The 13,005-nt window shown below is 66.4% G+C and carries 14 protein-coding genes and 1 pseudogene; 5 read left to right on the forward strand and 10 right to left on the reverse strand.

Going from position 1 to position 13,005, the window contains the following annotated elements:
- A pseudogene (locus B6S44_RS27710) lies at positions 1-103 on the forward strand (IS110 family transposase); the annotation flags it as partial.
- A 59-nt stretch (positions 104-162) separates the two neighbouring features.
- Here the strand turns inward: B6S44_RS27710 and B6S44_RS27715 are convergent.
- The 3 genes from B6S44_RS27715 to B6S44_RS27725 form a co-directional block, all read right to left on the reverse strand.
- Positions 163-1,161, reverse strand: a complete 999-nt coding sequence (locus tag B6S44_RS27715) for an Hsp33 family molecular chaperone (RefSeq protein ID WP_129160119.1) — start codon at positions 1,159-1,161, stop codon at positions 163-165.
- Positions 1,162-1,262: 101 nt separating this feature from the next.
- The gene (gene argF / locus B6S44_RS27720) at positions 1,263-2,192 is read right to left on the reverse strand and encodes an ornithine carbamoyltransferase (RefSeq protein WP_129160121.1); all 930 of its coding nucleotides are present in this window, start codon (positions 2,190-2,192) and stop codon (positions 1,263-1,265) included.
- 2 nt (positions 2,193-2,194) lie between these two features.
- Positions 2,195-3,415: an aspartate aminotransferase family protein gene (locus B6S44_RS27725; protein ID WP_129160123.1), complete on the reverse strand. Its 1,221-nt coding sequence runs from the start codon at positions 3,413-3,415 to the stop codon at positions 2,195-2,197.
- A 543-nt stretch (positions 3,416-3,958) separates the two neighbouring features.
- Between B6S44_RS27725 and B6S44_RS27730 the strand changes: the two genes are divergently transcribed.
- The 3 genes from B6S44_RS27730 (at position 3,959) to B6S44_RS27740 (ending at position 5,359) form a co-directional block, all read left to right on the forward strand.
- The gene (locus tag B6S44_RS27730; RefSeq protein WP_129160125.1) at positions 3,959-4,510 is read left to right on the forward strand and encodes a GcrA family cell cycle regulator; all 552 of its coding nucleotides are present in this window, start codon (positions 3,959-3,961) and stop codon (positions 4,508-4,510) included.
- 88 nt (positions 4,511-4,598) lie between these two features.
- Positions 4,599-5,039: an NUDIX domain-containing protein gene (locus B6S44_RS27735; RefSeq protein ID WP_129160127.1), complete on the forward strand. Its 441-nt coding sequence runs from the start codon at positions 4,599-4,601 to the stop codon at positions 5,037-5,039.
- A complete protein-coding gene (locus tag B6S44_RS27740) occupies positions 5,039-5,359 on the forward strand; it encodes a YnfA family protein (RefSeq protein ID WP_129160129.1) in 321 nt (106 codons plus the stop codon). The genes B6S44_RS27735 and B6S44_RS27740 overlap by 1 nt, the downstream gene beginning before the upstream one ends.
- Positions 5,360-5,368: 9 nt before the next feature.
- Here the strand turns inward: B6S44_RS27740 and phoB are convergent, their stop codons facing one another.
- From phoB to B6S44_RS27775, 7 genes are all read right to left on the reverse strand, one after another.
- Positions 5,369-6,067 (reverse strand): phosphate regulon transcriptional regulator PhoB, encoded by a 699-nt coding sequence (phoB, locus tag B6S44_RS27745; protein WP_126114526.1) that lies wholly within the window; start codon positions 6,065-6,067, stop codon positions 5,369-5,371.
- Positions 6,068-6,207: 140 nt separating this feature from the next.
- Complete coding sequence (gene phoU, locus B6S44_RS27750; RefSeq protein ID WP_126114527.1) at positions 6,208-6,930, reverse strand: phosphate signaling complex protein PhoU; 723 nt, start codon at positions 6,928-6,930, stop codon at positions 6,208-6,210.
- A gap of 39 nt (positions 6,931-6,969) precedes the next feature.
- Entirely contained in the window at positions 6,970-7,776 is an 807-nt protein-coding gene (gene pstB / locus B6S44_RS27755) for a phosphate ABC transporter ATP-binding protein PstB (protein ID WP_129160131.1), read from the reverse strand.
- 23 nt (positions 7,777-7,799) lie between these two features.
- Positions 7,800-8,690 (reverse strand): phosphate ABC transporter permease PstA, encoded by an 891-nt coding sequence (gene pstA / locus B6S44_RS27760; protein WP_126114529.1) that lies wholly within the window; start codon positions 8,688-8,690, stop codon positions 7,800-7,802.
- Positions 8,691-8,703: 13 nt separating this feature from the next.
- The gene (pstC, locus tag B6S44_RS27765) at positions 8,704-9,672 is read right to left on the reverse strand and encodes a phosphate ABC transporter permease subunit PstC (protein WP_129160133.1); all 969 of its coding nucleotides are present in this window, start codon (positions 9,670-9,672) and stop codon (positions 8,704-8,706) included.
- A 110-nt stretch (positions 9,673-9,782) separates the two neighbouring features.
- Positions 9,783-10,808, reverse strand: a complete 1,026-nt coding sequence (pstS, locus tag B6S44_RS27770) for a phosphate ABC transporter substrate-binding protein PstS (protein WP_129160135.1) — start codon at positions 10,806-10,808, stop codon at positions 9,783-9,785.
- Positions 10,809-10,916: 108 nt separating this feature from the next.
- Entirely contained in the window at positions 10,917-11,969 is a 1,053-nt protein-coding gene (locus B6S44_RS27775; protein WP_126114532.1) for an ATP-binding protein, read from the reverse strand.
- 123 nt (positions 11,970-12,092) lie between these two features.
- On the opposite strand from B6S44_RS27775, the gene ppk2 reads away from it, so the two are divergent.
- A complete protein-coding gene (ppk2, locus tag B6S44_RS27780) occupies positions 12,093-12,998 on the forward strand; it encodes a polyphosphate kinase 2 (protein ID WP_129160136.1) in 906 nt (301 codons plus the stop codon).
- Positions 12,999-13,005: the final 7 nt, after the last annotated feature.

The following is a 13,005-nucleotide window of genomic DNA, read 5'->3' on the forward strand; positions in this document are numbered from 1 at the left end:
AAAGCCAAAGCTCGTCGCCATCATCGCGACGGCCCGAAAACTCGTCACGATCCTCAATGCCGTCATCCGGGACCAACAACCATGGCGCGAACAAGACGCTTGACCACCAAGACAGTCGCTCACCCCTACCCCTCTCCTTCCAGGAGAGGGGTTCCTCGCGCCCTAATCCCCCGCCGAGATCTCAACCTCGACCTCGGCCGGGTCGAAGCTGTAGCGGCGCGAGCAGAACTCGCAGGTGACGCCGAGCGTGCCGTCATCGGCGATCATTGCCTTACGGTCGTCGGCCGAGAAGCCCTTGAGCATGCCGAGCACGCGCTCGCGCGAGCAGCGGCAGGCCTCGTGCACCGCGACCGGCTCGAAGACATGAGCACCGCGCTCATGGAAAAGCCGGTAGAGCAGGCGCTCGCTCTCCAGCAGCGGATCGAGCAGTTCATGATGTTCGATCGTCCCGACCAGCGAGCGTGTCTCGGCCCAGGCGTCGTCGCTGATGCCGTCATCATTATCGGCAGCGAGGATCTCGTGCCCTTCCGGGGCATCACCGGGATGAAGATCGGCGGCGCGCAGGCGCTCCGGCGAGTTCGGCATGAACTGGACGATCAGACCGCCGGCGCGCCAGGCCAGGCCGCTGCCGGTCAGGACCGTGCCGACACCGAGGCGGATGCGGCTCGGAATCTGCTCCGACTGGCGGAAATACTGGTGGCCGGCCTCTTCCAGGCTCTGTCCGTCGAGCGCGACGATGCCCTGATAGCGCGTCGCCTCCGTTCCCTGGTCGACAGTCATGGCAAGATGACCCTTGCCGAGCAGCTCACCGGTCGAGATCGCGTTCGCGTCGATCGCGGCGGCCAGCTGGTCAGCGTCGTAGCGGGCCATGGCCCGATAGCAGTCGGGCGCGTTGAAGTCGACGACCAGCATCGAGATCGGCCCGTCGCTCTTGGTCTGGAGCTGGAAACGACCTTCGCCCTTGAGCGTGGTGCCAAGCATGACGGTCAACGCCGCAGCCTCGGCGAGGACGCGCGCGACGGGCTCGGGATAATGGTGCCGTTCGAGGACCTGGTCGAGCGAGGGGCCGAGCCTGACGACCCGGCCGCGCACATCGAGCTCCGGCACCGCGAAGGGCAGCACCCGGTCATCGGGTGCGCCGGCTGGCGAGGCTTCGGCCATCAGAGCAATTCCAGCAAAAGTGCGGAGCGGTTTTGCGTCCGGAATTGCGCAAAACCACAGACACCGAGCAGGTTCGTGTTTCGGAGAAATGCGAACATGCTCTAGGCCGCCACCGCGCCGAAGCACCAGGCCAGGATGCCCTTCTGGGCATGCAGCCGGTTCTCGGCCTCATCGAACACCGCCGATTGCGGGCCGTCCATGACCTGATCGGTCACTTCCTCGCCGCGCGAGGCCGGCAGGCAGTGCATGAAGATCGCATCCTTCTCGGCGCGGCCGAGCAGGCGCTCGTCGACCTGATAGGGCCGCAGCAGGTTGTGGCGCGTGCCTTCGACGTCTCCCATCGAGACCCAGCAATCGGTGATGACGCAGTCGGCGCCCTCGACTGCCGCCTCCGGACGCGAAGTCAAGGTGAGCTTCGCGCCCTGCTTGCGGGCCCAATCGAGCAAGGCAGGCGGGGGTGCGAGCTCTTCGGGCGTCGCGATGGCGAGCTCGAAATCGAGCCGGCCGGCAGCATGGACCCAGGAGGTCAGGACATTGTTGGTGTCGCCGGTCCAGGCGATGCGCTTGCCCTTGATCGAGCCCTTGCGCTCCTCGAAGGTCATGACGTCGGCCATGACCTGGCAGGGATGCTGGCGCTTGGTCAGGCCGTTGATCACCGGCACGGTGGCGTATTTCGCCATCTCGACCACGGCATCATGGTCGAGCATACGGATCATGATCGCGTCGACATAGCGCGAGAGCACGCGCGCCGTATCGGCGATGGTCTCGCGCTCGCCGAGCTCGATCTCCTGGCCGGTCACCATCATCGGCGAGCCACCGAGCTCGCGGATACCGACATCGAAAGAGACGCGGGTCCGGAGCGAAGGCTGCTCGAAGATCATGGCGATGACCTTGCCTTCGAGCAGACGGTCGCCGGCCGCGTCGGGCGTACGCCGACGGGCCTTGATCGCCTCGCCGGCCTTGAGGATGGCGCGCAGCTCGCCGGCGGAGAAATCCGAGAGATCGAGAAAATGACGCACTGGAGCCCCCATGCTCATTCCGCCGCCGGCCGGGCGAGTTCCGCCTCGACCGCGCCCGCCGCCTTGTCGAGCCGCGCCACCGCTTCGGCGACCTCGCTCTCGCCGATGATCAGCGGCGGCAGCAGGCGCACGACATTGTCGCCGGCGGCGACGATGAGCAGGCCGGCAGCCCGCGCCTGGGCGACGAAATCGGTGTTCGGGGTCTTGAGCTTGAGGCCGAGCATCAGCCCCTCGCCGCGGATCTCCTCGATCACGGCGGGGTGGTGGTCCTTGAGCTGGGCCAGCGACTGGCGCAGGCGCAAAGCCGTCTTCTGGACCTGCTCGAGGAAGCCCGGCGCCAGGATGACGTCGAGCACGGCATTGCCGACCGCCATGGCGAGCGGATTGCCACCGAAAGTGGTGCCGTGCGTGCCGAGCGTCATGCCGGAGGCCGCCTCCTCGGTGGCGAGGCAGGCGCCCATCGGGAAGCCGCCGCCGATGCCCTTGGCGATCGACATGATGTCAGGGGCGACACCGTAATGCTCATAGGCGAAGAACTTGCCGGTGCGGCCGACGCCGGTCTGGATCTCGTCGAAGATCAGCATCAGGCCGTGCTCGTCGCAGAGCTCGCGCAGCTGCCTGAGAACACGCATCGGCACCGAGCGCAAGCCGCCCTCGCCCTGGATCGGCTCGATCATCAGCGCCGCGGTTTCAGGCGTAATCGCCGCCTTCAGCGCGGTCTCATCGTCGAAGGGCACCTGGTCGAAGCCGTCGACCTTCGGGCCGAAGCCGTCGATATATTTCTGCTGGCCGCCGGCGGCGATGGTCGCGAGCGTGCGGCCATGGAAGGCGCCTTCAAATGTGATGATGCGGTAGCGCTCGGGATGCCCCTTCGCGGCGTGATATTTGCGCGCCATCTTGATCGCGCACTCGTTCGCTTCGGCGCCCGAATTGGTGAAGAAGACGCGCTCGGCGAAGGTCGCCTCGCAGAGCCGGCGCGCCAGCTTCTCGCCCTCGGGCATCGTGTAGAGGTTCGAAGTGTGCCAGATGCGCTGCGCCTGCTGGGTCAGCGCCTCGACCAGATGCGGATGGGCGTGGCCGAGCGAATTGACGGCGATGCCGGCGCCGAAATCGAGATAGCGCTGGCCATCAGCGGTGATCGCCCAGGCGCCCTCGCCGCGCTCGAGAGCGATCGGGGCGCGGGCATAGGTCGGCAGGAGAACGGAGGAAGCGGCGGAAACGGGAGCGGTGCTCATGGAGCGAAATCCTTGCGGCGAAACAGGGAGGAAGCGCGGAACCTCAAGTCGGGAACGGAGATGCGGAGCGCTCGCGGCATGATGCCGGCATGATACGACCCGCCGGCGACATTATCGTCGCTGGCCGTTCCCGCCGTCTCGTCGCGCGTCAAGCCGCATCGATGGAAAGTCCCGATCGCTCAAAAACATAAGCGCCGCCCTTGGGGGCGGCTGCGTGGGCAACTATGCAAAACCGCCCTCGCCCTGTCAATTGCGACGGACCTAGCGGCAGCGTTGCCAATTGGACTCACTGGACAGCTCTCTGCAGTGATTGGCTGGGGAAAAGCCGAATTAGGATTCGGCGACTCTTGTAGCCGAGTCAGGCCATCTTGTATGGTCTCCCTCGTCAGATACGACATCTCGTGCGGCGTCTCCAGTATCGTCAGTTCCGGGCGTAACGGCTTCCGTTTAGCGACGGGCGCTGCCGGTATCGGATTCCGCCATGATCTTTCCCTATGCCTCGCCGGCCAGCCGACGGGACATGACGAAGACAGGTGCAACTCCATGACCGAAGCCGGAGCCTGGACCGAGGAACGCGTCGAGCTGCTCAAGAAGCTCTGGAACGACGGCCTGAGCGCGAGCCAGATCGCCGCCGAGCTCGGCAATGTCACGCGCAACGCCGTCATCGGCAAGGTGCATCGCCTTGGGCTGTCGGGCCGCGCCAAGAGCCCGGGCTCGGCGACGCCGCGCCCGCGCAAACCGGTGGCTCGCCCGCCGAGCCATCCGGCCGGCCATCACAGCAGCGGCAGCGCCGGGCTGACCCGCGGCAATACCGCGCTCGCCCCGCAGTTCGCGCCAGAGATCGAAGCCGAGGCGCAGGTCGCGCGCGAGCCGGCTCCGTCCGAGGACGTGGTCGTGCCGTTCTCCGAGCGGGTCACGATCATGGAGCTGCGCGAGTATATGTGCCGCTGGCCGATGGGCGACCCGACCACGCCGGAGTTCCGCTTCTGCGGCGGACGCTCGGCGACCGGAATGCCTTACTGCGCCTATCATGCCCGCATCGCCTACCAGCCGGCCGCCGACCGCCGCCGCGACCGCAAGATCATCCGCGCCTGAGCGGGCGACGCGAGATTTCCAGAATGCGAAAGCCGGCCGAAAGGCCGGCTTTTTTCGTCGATAGCCAGGCTCGATGCAGGAGGCATGCATGAACGCCCCCAGACCTCGCCCAATTGAGTACGCTTGTGCCCTGCCGATCCGGGAGGGGCAGCTCCTGCTGGGACTGAGGTCGCCGCATCGCCGGAACCGCCCATCCTGCTGGGACACGATCGGTGGTCACGTTGAGCCCGGTGAGGCGGCGGAGACGGCTCTTGTCCGCGAGCTTCAGGAGGAGATCGACATCACGCCGACAAGCTTCCGCCATTTCGAGACCATCGAGACGACAGAGGCGGACGGCGTCACCCCCGCGCTCTGGCATCTGTTCACTGTGGCCGAATGGACCGGCGGCGAACCCGCGATCAGCAATAATGAACACAGCGAAATCCGCTGGTTCACGTTCGGCGAGACCCCATCGCTGACGCCGCTGGCGTCCGAGGCCTATCGCCCCGTCTTCGCCCGGCTCACCGCAGCCTTCGGGCCGGGCACGTAGTGGCTACGATCGCGATCTATGCAGGCGCGGCGCTGGCGGAAATCGCCGGCTGCTTTGCCTTCTGGGCCTGGCTGAAACTGGACAAGCCGATCTGGTGGCTGCTGCCCGGCCTGGTGGCGCTCGCGGCCTTCGCCTGGCTGCTGACCCTGGTCGACAGCCCTGCCGCCGGGCGCGCATACGCTGCCTATGGCAGCATCTACATCATCGCGTCGCTGGCCTGGATGGCGCTGATCGAGAAGGTCGCGCCCGACCGCTACGATCTCGCCGGCGCCGCGCTCTGCCTTGCCGGTGCGGCTGTCATCATCGCCGCGCCGCGCTGACCAGGACCATCAGCCGCGCGCAAACGTCTCGTCGAACGCATAGCCGGCGCCGCGCACGGTGCGCAGCGGATCCTTGGCGTTGGCCGGCGTGATCGCCTTGCGCAGGCGCCCGACATGGACGTCGACGGTGCGCTCGTCGATATAGACGTCACGGCCCCAGACGGCGTCGAGCAGTTGCGCCCGGGAATAGACCCGGCCCGGCGCCTGCATCAGGAATTCGAGCAGGCGGAACTCGGTCGGGCCGAGATGCAGTTCCATGCCGGAACGGCGGACGCGGCGCGTCGTGCGGTCGAGTTCGAGATCGCCGGCCGCGAGCAGGCCGGCGACATGGCCGGGCTTGGCGCGACGCAGCAGCGCCTGGATGCGGGCGATCAGCTCGGGCAACGAGAACGGCTTGACGACATAGTCGTCGGCACCGGTGGCAAGGCCGCGCACGCGCTCGGTCTCCTCGCCGCGGGCGGTCAGCATGATGATCGGCACGCGCTCGGTATCGCGCCTTGTGCGCAGGCGCCGGCAGAGCTCGATGCCGGAGAGGCCGGGCAGCATCCAGTCGAGCAGGACGAGATCCGGCGTGTGGTCACGCAGATGCAATTCGGCATCGTCGCCGCGCGCCACGCTGTCGACCTCGAAGCCTTCGGCCTCGAGATTGTAGCGCAACAGCAGGGTGAGCGGCTCCTCGTCCTCGACGATCAGGATGCGTGCAGGCATTGCGTCTCGCTTTCGCTCGGAGCACGTTCCGCAAAAGTGGAAACCACTTTTGCGATCAGAACATGCTCCAACTGTTCAACTGCGCGAATTCTGATCGTTCAGCCGATTCCGGCTGAACAGAAAGCGCGCCGCCTGCCGGTTCAGCCATTGGCTGCCGGCAGGTCGACGAGGATGTTGGTGGTGTCGAGCTTCGGCCGGGTCTCGTCGATCGACTGACCGGTGACGAGGTAATGGATGGTCTCGGCGATGTTGGTGGTGTGGTCGCCGATGCGCTCGACATTCTTGGCGCAGAAGAGGAGGTGCGTGCAGAAGGTGATGTTGCGCGGATCCTCCATCATGTAGGTCAGGAGCTCGCGGAACAGCGAGGTGTAGAGCGCGTCGATCTCGTCGTCGCGGCGCCAGACCTCCATCGCCTTCTGCTCGTTGCTGGCGGCATAGGCGTCGAGCACATCCTTGAGCTGGGCCTGGACCAGGCGGCTCATATGCTCGAGGCCGACCACGGCGCGATGCGGCGGCGAGAACTGGCCGGAGATGGCGACGGCGCGCTTGGCGATGTTCTTGGCGAGGTCGCCGACGCGCTCGATATCGGCGGCGATGCGGATCGCAGAGATCAGCTCGCGCAGGTCGTTGGCGAGCGGCTGGCGCCGGGCGATGGTCAGCACTGCCTTCTCCTCGACCTCGCGCTGGAGATTGTCGAGGCGCTGGTCGGCGCTGATGATCTTCTGGGCGAGCGCGGTGTCGCGGCGCACAAGCGCCACGGTGGAATCGCCGAGCATGCGCTCGGACATGCCGCCCATCTCGGCGAGGCTGCGGCGCAGGCCCTCGAGATCGGCGTCGTAGGAGCGGACGATATGGTCGGACATCGGGGCGTATCCTTCGGGGCGGGCCGACGCTTCAGAACTTCAGCCGAAACGGCCGGTGACGTAGTCCTGCGTCTGCTTCTTGTGCGGGTTCATGAAGATGGTGTTGGTGGCATCGAACTCGATCACCTCGCCCAGATACATGAAGGCGGTGTACTGCGAGATGCGCGCCGCCTGCTGCATGTTGTGGGTGACGATGACGATGGTGAAGTCAGTCTTGAGCTGCTCGAGCAGGTCCTCGATCTTGCCGGTCGAGATCGGGTCGAGCGCCGAGGTCGGCTCGTCGAACAGGATGACCTCGGGCTTCTGCGCGATGGTGCGGGCGATGCACAGGCGCTGCTGCTGACCGCCGGACAGGCCCATGCCGGAGCTCTTCAGCTTGTCCTTGACCTCGTCCCAGAGGGCGGCGCGGCGCAGCGCGCCCTCGACGCGGTCGTCGAGCTCCGACTTCGGCGGCTTCTCGTAGAGGCGGATGCCGAAGGCGACATTGTCGTAGATCGACATCGGGAACGGCGTCGGCTTCTGGAAGACCATGCCGATGCGCGAACGCAATTCGTTCACGTCGATATCGTTCGAGATGACGTTGCGGCCGTCGAGGATGATCTCGCCGGTGGCGCGCTGCTCGGGATAGAGCGAATAGATGCGGTTGAAGATGCGCAGCAGGGTCGACTTGCCGCAGCCCGAGGGGCCGATCAGCGCCGTGACGTGGCGGTCGCGGAAGTCGAGGTTGATGGCCTTCAGCGCCTTGTGCTCGCCGTAGTAGAAATCGAGGTTCTTGACGGCGATGCGAACGGGAGCGTCGGCGTCCAGCGTTTGCGGGCTCAGTTCCAGGGTCGAGAGCATCTGCATGGTCCTTCCGATCGGGACGCTGATTACTTGCCGCCGCGCACGATGCGCCGGGCGATGATGGAAAGCACGAGGATTGAGACGGTGATGATCAGCGACCCCGCCCAGGCGAGCTGCTGCCAGTTCTCGTAAGGGGCGGAGGCGAACTGGTAGATCGTCACCGGCAGGTTGGAGACGCCGCCGAGCAGGTTCGGCGAGAACCAGAAATTGTTGTTCAGCGCGGTGAAGATCAGCGGCGCGGTCTCGCCGGCGATGCGGGCGAGCGCCAGCAGGATACCGGTGACCATGCCCGATTTCGCCGCCCGCCAGGTGATCGAGGTGATGACCACCGAGGGCGGGGCGCCGAGCGCCGAGCCGGCCTCGCGGAGCGGGCCGGGCACGAGGCGCAGCATGTCCTCGGTGGTGCGCACGATCACCGGGATCGCGATGATGCCGAGCGCGACGCCGCCGGCCCAGCCGGAATAGCCGCGGAACGGCTCGACCATGATGACGTAGACGAACAGGCCGATCAGGATCGAGGGCGCCGAGAGCAGGATGTCGTTGATGAAGCGGATCAGGTCGGCGAGCTTCGAGCCCTTGCCGTATTCGGCGAGATAGGTGCCGGCGAGCACGCCGATCGGCGTCGCCACGACGATGCCGAGGAAGGTCAGCACGACCGAGCCGACGATGGCATTGGCAAGGCCGCCGCCCTCCGTGCCCGGTCCCGGCGTGATCTGCGTGAAGGTCGCGGCGGAGAGCCCGCCAAGGCCCTTCACGACCAGCATGCCGAGGATCCAGAACAGCACGAAGATGGCGAGCAGGGTGAAGGTCGTGGCCGTGACCTTCATCAGCCGGTCGGCGGTGCGGCGCGACTGGCGGACGCGGCCCCAGGTGACCTCGGGCAACGGGCGGACGGTGGAGGGGGTCGTCAGGCTCATGATCGGCTCCCGCTCAGAACGACTTGACGCGCGAGACGAGGATGCGCGCGATGACGAGGACGACGAAGGTGACGAAGAACAGGATGCAGCCGAGCGCGATCAGCGAATTGAGCTGCAGGCCCAGCGCCTCGTTAAACTCGTTGGCGATGCGCGAGGCGATGGTCGAGCCGGGATCCATGATCGAGCCGGAAAGCCGGTTGGCGTTGCCGACGACGAAGGTCACCGCCATCGTCTCGCCGAGCGCGCGGCCGAGACCGAGCATGATCGCGCCGATGATCGAGACGCCGGCCTGCGGCACCAGCACATGGCGCACGACCTCCCAGGTCGTCGCCCCGATGCCATAGGCGCTCTCGCGCAGCACCGACGGGATCTGGTCGAGCATGTCGCGGGTGATCGAGGCGATGAACGGGATGATCATGAACGCCAGGATGATGCCGGCGGTCAGGATTCCGAGTCCCGAGGGTGAGCGCGAATAGAGGATCGTCCCGACGACCGGCATGCCCTCGACGATGTTCGAGAGCGGGATCTGGACATAGGCGGCAAAGAGCGGCGCGAAGACGAACAGCCCCCACATGCCATAGATGATCGAGGGCACGGCGGCGAGCAGCTCGATCGCGGTCGAGACCGGCTGCTTGAACCAGGGCGGCGCGAGCTGGGTCAGGAAGACGGCGATGCCGAGCGAGAGCGGCACGCCGACGACGAGCGCGATCAGGGCGGTGGAGAGCGTGCCGACGATCGCCGGCCAGGCGCCATACTGGTCGTTCTGCGTATCCCAGACGCTGGAGGTCAGGAAGCCGAAGCCGAATTTGCTGAAGGCGGGCCAGCCGCCGATCACCATCGAGACCATGATGCCGGCGAGCAGCACCAGCACGAACAGGGCCGCCAGGAAGCTGGCATTGCGGAAGATGAGATCGAAGGTCCCCTTGGGGGTCTTGCGCACCGGCGCACTCGGCGCGGCGAACTGATCGGTCACGGCAACCATCCGTGGTTACTCCGGTCTCGAAATGCGACTATCGGGGCGAAACGAGGCTCTTGTCGTCGCGAAGCGGGGGCCGTGGCCGGCCCCCGCTCCGTTTTCATGTGCGGGAGCGATCAGAAGATCGGCTTGCCCGCCGGGTCGGTGGCGCCCTTCCAGGCGTTGCGGACCTGGTCCTTGACGGCGGCCGGCAGCGGCACGTAGTCGAGGTCGAGGGCGAGCTTGTCGCCGTTCTTGAAGGCCCAGTCGACGAACTTCAGCGCGGCCTGGGTCTCTTCCGGCTTCTCCGGCTTGGCGTGGATCAGCAGGAAGGTCGCGGCGGTGATCGGCCAGGCCTCGGCGCCCTTCTGGTTGTTCAGCGAGATGCCGAAGCCGGGAGCCTCGTTCCAGTTGGCGTTGGCGGCAGCGGCCTGGAAGGCCTTGTCGTCCGGGGCCGGGAAGTTGCCGTCAGCGTTCTGGATCAGGGCGAAGGAGAGCTTGTTCTGCTTGGCGTAGGCGTACTCGACATAGCCGATCGAGTTGGCGACCTGCTTCACCGAGGCCGAGACGCCCTCATTGCCCTTGCCACCGATGCCGACCGGCCACTGCACGGCGGTGTTGGTGCCGAGCTTCGACTTCCAGTCGGGCGAAACCTTCGAGAGGTAGTCGGTGAACACGAAGGTCGTGCCCGAGCCGTCCGAACGGTAGACCGGGTTGATGTTGGCATCCGGCAGGGTGACGCCGGCATTGAGGGCGGCGATCTTGGGATCGTTCCACTTCTTGATGTCGCCGAGATAGATCGCGGCGAGGACCGGGCCGGTCAGCTTCAGCTTGCCGGCCTCGACGCCGGCGATGTTGATCGCCGGGACGACACCGCCCATCACGGTCGGGAACTGGATCAGGCCGTCCTTGGTGAGCTCCTCGCCCTTGAGCGGGGCGTCGGTGGCGCCGAAGGCAACGGTCTTCGCCTTGATCTGGCGGATGCCGCCGCCCGAGCCGATCGACTGGTAGTTGAGCCCGATATTGGTCTCCTTCTTATAGGCCTCGGCCCATTTGGAGTAGATCGGGAAGGGGAAGGTCGCGCCGGCGCCGGTGATGTCGGCAGCCTGGGCAACGCCCGACAGGCCGACGGCAGCGGCCGCGAGAATGAGAATTTTGCGCATGAGATGTCCTCTCTGGGTCGCAAGAGCAGCGGCCCTGCTAGAACACCGGCTATATGACAGCTGCATGACAGACAGTCATGAAAGCGGGCCCGCCGTCGTCACAAATCGTTAACGGACCGCGTCGGGCAGGCGCGGCAGGATTGCCCGGAAGGTCGCGCCCTGGCCGACGACGCTCTCGATGGTCAGGCGGCCCCGATGGCGCAGGACGATGTGCTTGACGATGGCGAGCCCCAGCCCCGTGCCGCCGGCCTCGCGGCTGGCAGCCGTGTCTACACGATAGAAGCGCTCGGTCAGACGGGGCAGGTGCTCCGGGGCAATGCCGGGCCCGTCATCACGCACGCTGAGGCTGACCTCGCCGTCGGAAACTCCAACGATGATGTCGACCTCGCCGCCGCGCTGGCCGTATTTGATCGCATTCTCGACCAGGTTCTCGATCAGCCGCAGCAATTCGTCGCGGTCGCCCGCGACGGTGACGGGCCGCTGCGGCACGTCGAGCTTCAGCGTCACCTCGCGTTCGCGCGCCATCAGCACGAGCGAGTCCAGAATCTCGCGGGCGATGCCGGCGAGATCGACCGGCGCCTCCGGCGCGAGATGGGCGCGCAGTTCGATGCGCGAGAGCGAGAGCAGGTCGTCGACCAGGCGGGCCATGCGCAGGCCCTGCTCGCGCATGATCGCCAGGAAGCGGTCGCGCGCTGCGGCGTCGTTGCGCGCCGGCCCCTGCAGGGTCTCGATGAAGCCGAGCACGGAGGCGAGCGGCGTGCGCAATTCATGGCTGGCATTGGCGACGAAGTCGACGCGCATGCGCTCGGTCATGCGCTGCTCGCTGAGATCCTCGAAGGTCAGCAGCACCGCCCGGCGCCAGCCGCTGCCGGCGAGCGCGGCGATATGGATGCGGAAAGTGCGCTCGACCGGCACGCGCTCGATCAGCTCGATGGCGCGGCGGCCGCCATGGCGCGAGACCTGCTCGATCGCATCGATCAGATCGGGGTCGCGCATCACCAAGGCGAGCGGCTTGCCCTTGGCGAGTGCCGCGATCAGGGCCGGCGCTGTCGGGCTGAGTGCCTGGATCACGCCCTGCGGGTCGAGCAGCACGGCGGGGACGCCGATGGCCTCGATCAGCGCGGCGGTGACCGGCGCCTTTGGGTCGACCAAAGCGTGCATGCGGTTCCTGCCTTTCAAGGCGTGGTCTGCGGCGAGGCCTCTTAGGCCGGAGTGGCACCAGGGCGCAATTCCCTTCCTGCACCGCGCACTCTAGCTTGCGAGCCAGCGCAGGAGACAATCGCGATGGCGAAGAAGGCTTCGAATGGCATGAAGGCAGGCAAGCACGATAAGGCAAAGCATCACGAGCTCGATTTCGACATCGAAGCGGAAGCACTGCCCAAGGAGATCGACGACGAGGCCTTCGCCAGCGGCGGATACCCCTATCACCGGAAATACAAGCGCAAGCTCTACGAGAAGGAGCTCGAGCCGCTCCAGATCGAGCTGCAGAAGCTGCTCGGCTGGGTGCGCGAGACGGGCGAGCGGCTGGTCATCGTCTTCGAAGGCCGCGACGGCGCCGGCAAGGGCGGCGCGATCACGCGCTTCACCCAGCATCTCAATCCACGCCAGGCGCGGGTCGTCGCCCTGTCGAAGCCGTCCGATACCGAGAAGGGGCAATGGTATTTCCAGCGCTATGCGGCGCAGATGCCTTCGGCCGGCGAGATCGTGTTCTTCGACCGCTCCTGGTACAACCGCGCCGGCGTCGAGCGCGTCATGGGCTTCAGCACGCAAGAGCAGTCGGAGAGCTTCCTGCGCGAAGCCCCGGTCTTCGAAGGCATGCTGGCTCGCGACGGTATCAGGCTGGTCAAGCTCTTCCTGACCATCGGCCGCGAGATGCAGATGAGCCGGCTGCACGCGCGCTGGCACGACCCGCTCAAGCGCTGGAAGCTGTCATCGATCGATTTCGAGGCGATCCCGCGCTTCGACGCCTATTCCGACGCCTTCGACCGCTTGCTCGACAAGACCTCGACCGATCAGGCGCCCTGGACGGTGCTGCGCGCCAACGACAAGTTCCGCACGCGCCTGAACGCCATCCGCCATGTGCTCCACGCCGTGCCGTACAAGGGCAAGGACGAGGAGGCGATCGGCGAGATCGACCACAGGATCGTGCTGACGGCCGAGGAATACCTGCGCAACGGCGGCGAGAACTGACGTCTTT

The organism is Allobosea sp. Tri-44 (genome assembly GCF_004123845.1).
Lineage (GTDB): Bacteria > Pseudomonadota > Alphaproteobacteria > Rhizobiales > Beijerinckiaceae > Allobosea.

What these genes read in the sequence shown, in the direction of transcription:
- ppk2 (WP_129160136.1), top strand. Translation starts at nt 12,093, where the DNA reads ATGGCGAAGAAGGCTTCGAATGGCATGAAGGCAGGCAAGCACGATAAG.
- pstS (WP_129160135.1), bottom strand. Translation starts at nt 10,808, where the DNA reads ATGCGCAAAATTCTCATTCTCGCGGCCGCTGCCGTCGGCCTGTCGGGC.
- B6S44_RS27715 (WP_129160119.1), bottom strand. Translation starts at nt 1,161, where the DNA reads ATGGCCGAAGCCTCGCCAGCCGGCGCACCCGATGACCGGGTGCTGCCC.
- B6S44_RS27775 (WP_126114532.1), bottom strand. Translation starts at nt 11,969, where the DNA reads ATGCACGCTTTGGTCGACCCAAAGGCGCCGGTCACCGCCGCGCTGATC.
- pstC (WP_129160133.1), bottom strand. Translation starts at nt 9,672, where the DNA reads ATGGTTGCCGTGACCGATCAGTTCGCCGCGCCGAGTGCGCCGGTGCGC.
- phoB (WP_126114526.1), bottom strand. Translation starts at nt 6,067, where the DNA reads ATGCCTGCACGCATCCTGATCGTCGAGGACGAGGAGCCGCTCACCCTG.
- argF (WP_129160121.1), bottom strand. Translation starts at nt 2,192, where the DNA reads ATGGGGGCTCCAGTGCGTCATTTTCTCGATCTCTCGGATTTCTCCGCC.
- B6S44_RS27725 (WP_129160123.1), bottom strand. Translation starts at nt 3,415, where the DNA reads ATGAGCACCGCTCCCGTTTCCGCCGCTTCCTCCGTTCTCCTGCCGACC.
- pstB (WP_129160131.1), bottom strand. Translation starts at nt 7,776, where the DNA reads ATGCAGATGCTCTCGACCCTGGAACTGAGCCCGCAAACGCTGGACGCC.
- pstA (WP_126114529.1), bottom strand. Translation starts at nt 8,690, where the DNA reads ATGAGCCTGACGACCCCCTCCACCGTCCGCCCGTTGCCCGAGGTCACC.
- B6S44_RS27735 (WP_129160127.1), top strand. Translation starts at nt 4,599, where the DNA reads ATGAACGCCCCCAGACCTCGCCCAATTGAGTACGCTTGTGCCCTGCCG.
- phoU (WP_126114527.1), bottom strand. Translation starts at nt 6,930, where the DNA reads ATGTCCGACCATATCGTCCGCTCCTACGACGCCGATCTCGAGGGCCTG.
- B6S44_RS27730 (WP_129160125.1), top strand. Translation starts at nt 3,959, where the DNA reads ATGACCGAAGCCGGAGCCTGGACCGAGGAACGCGTCGAGCTGCTCAAG.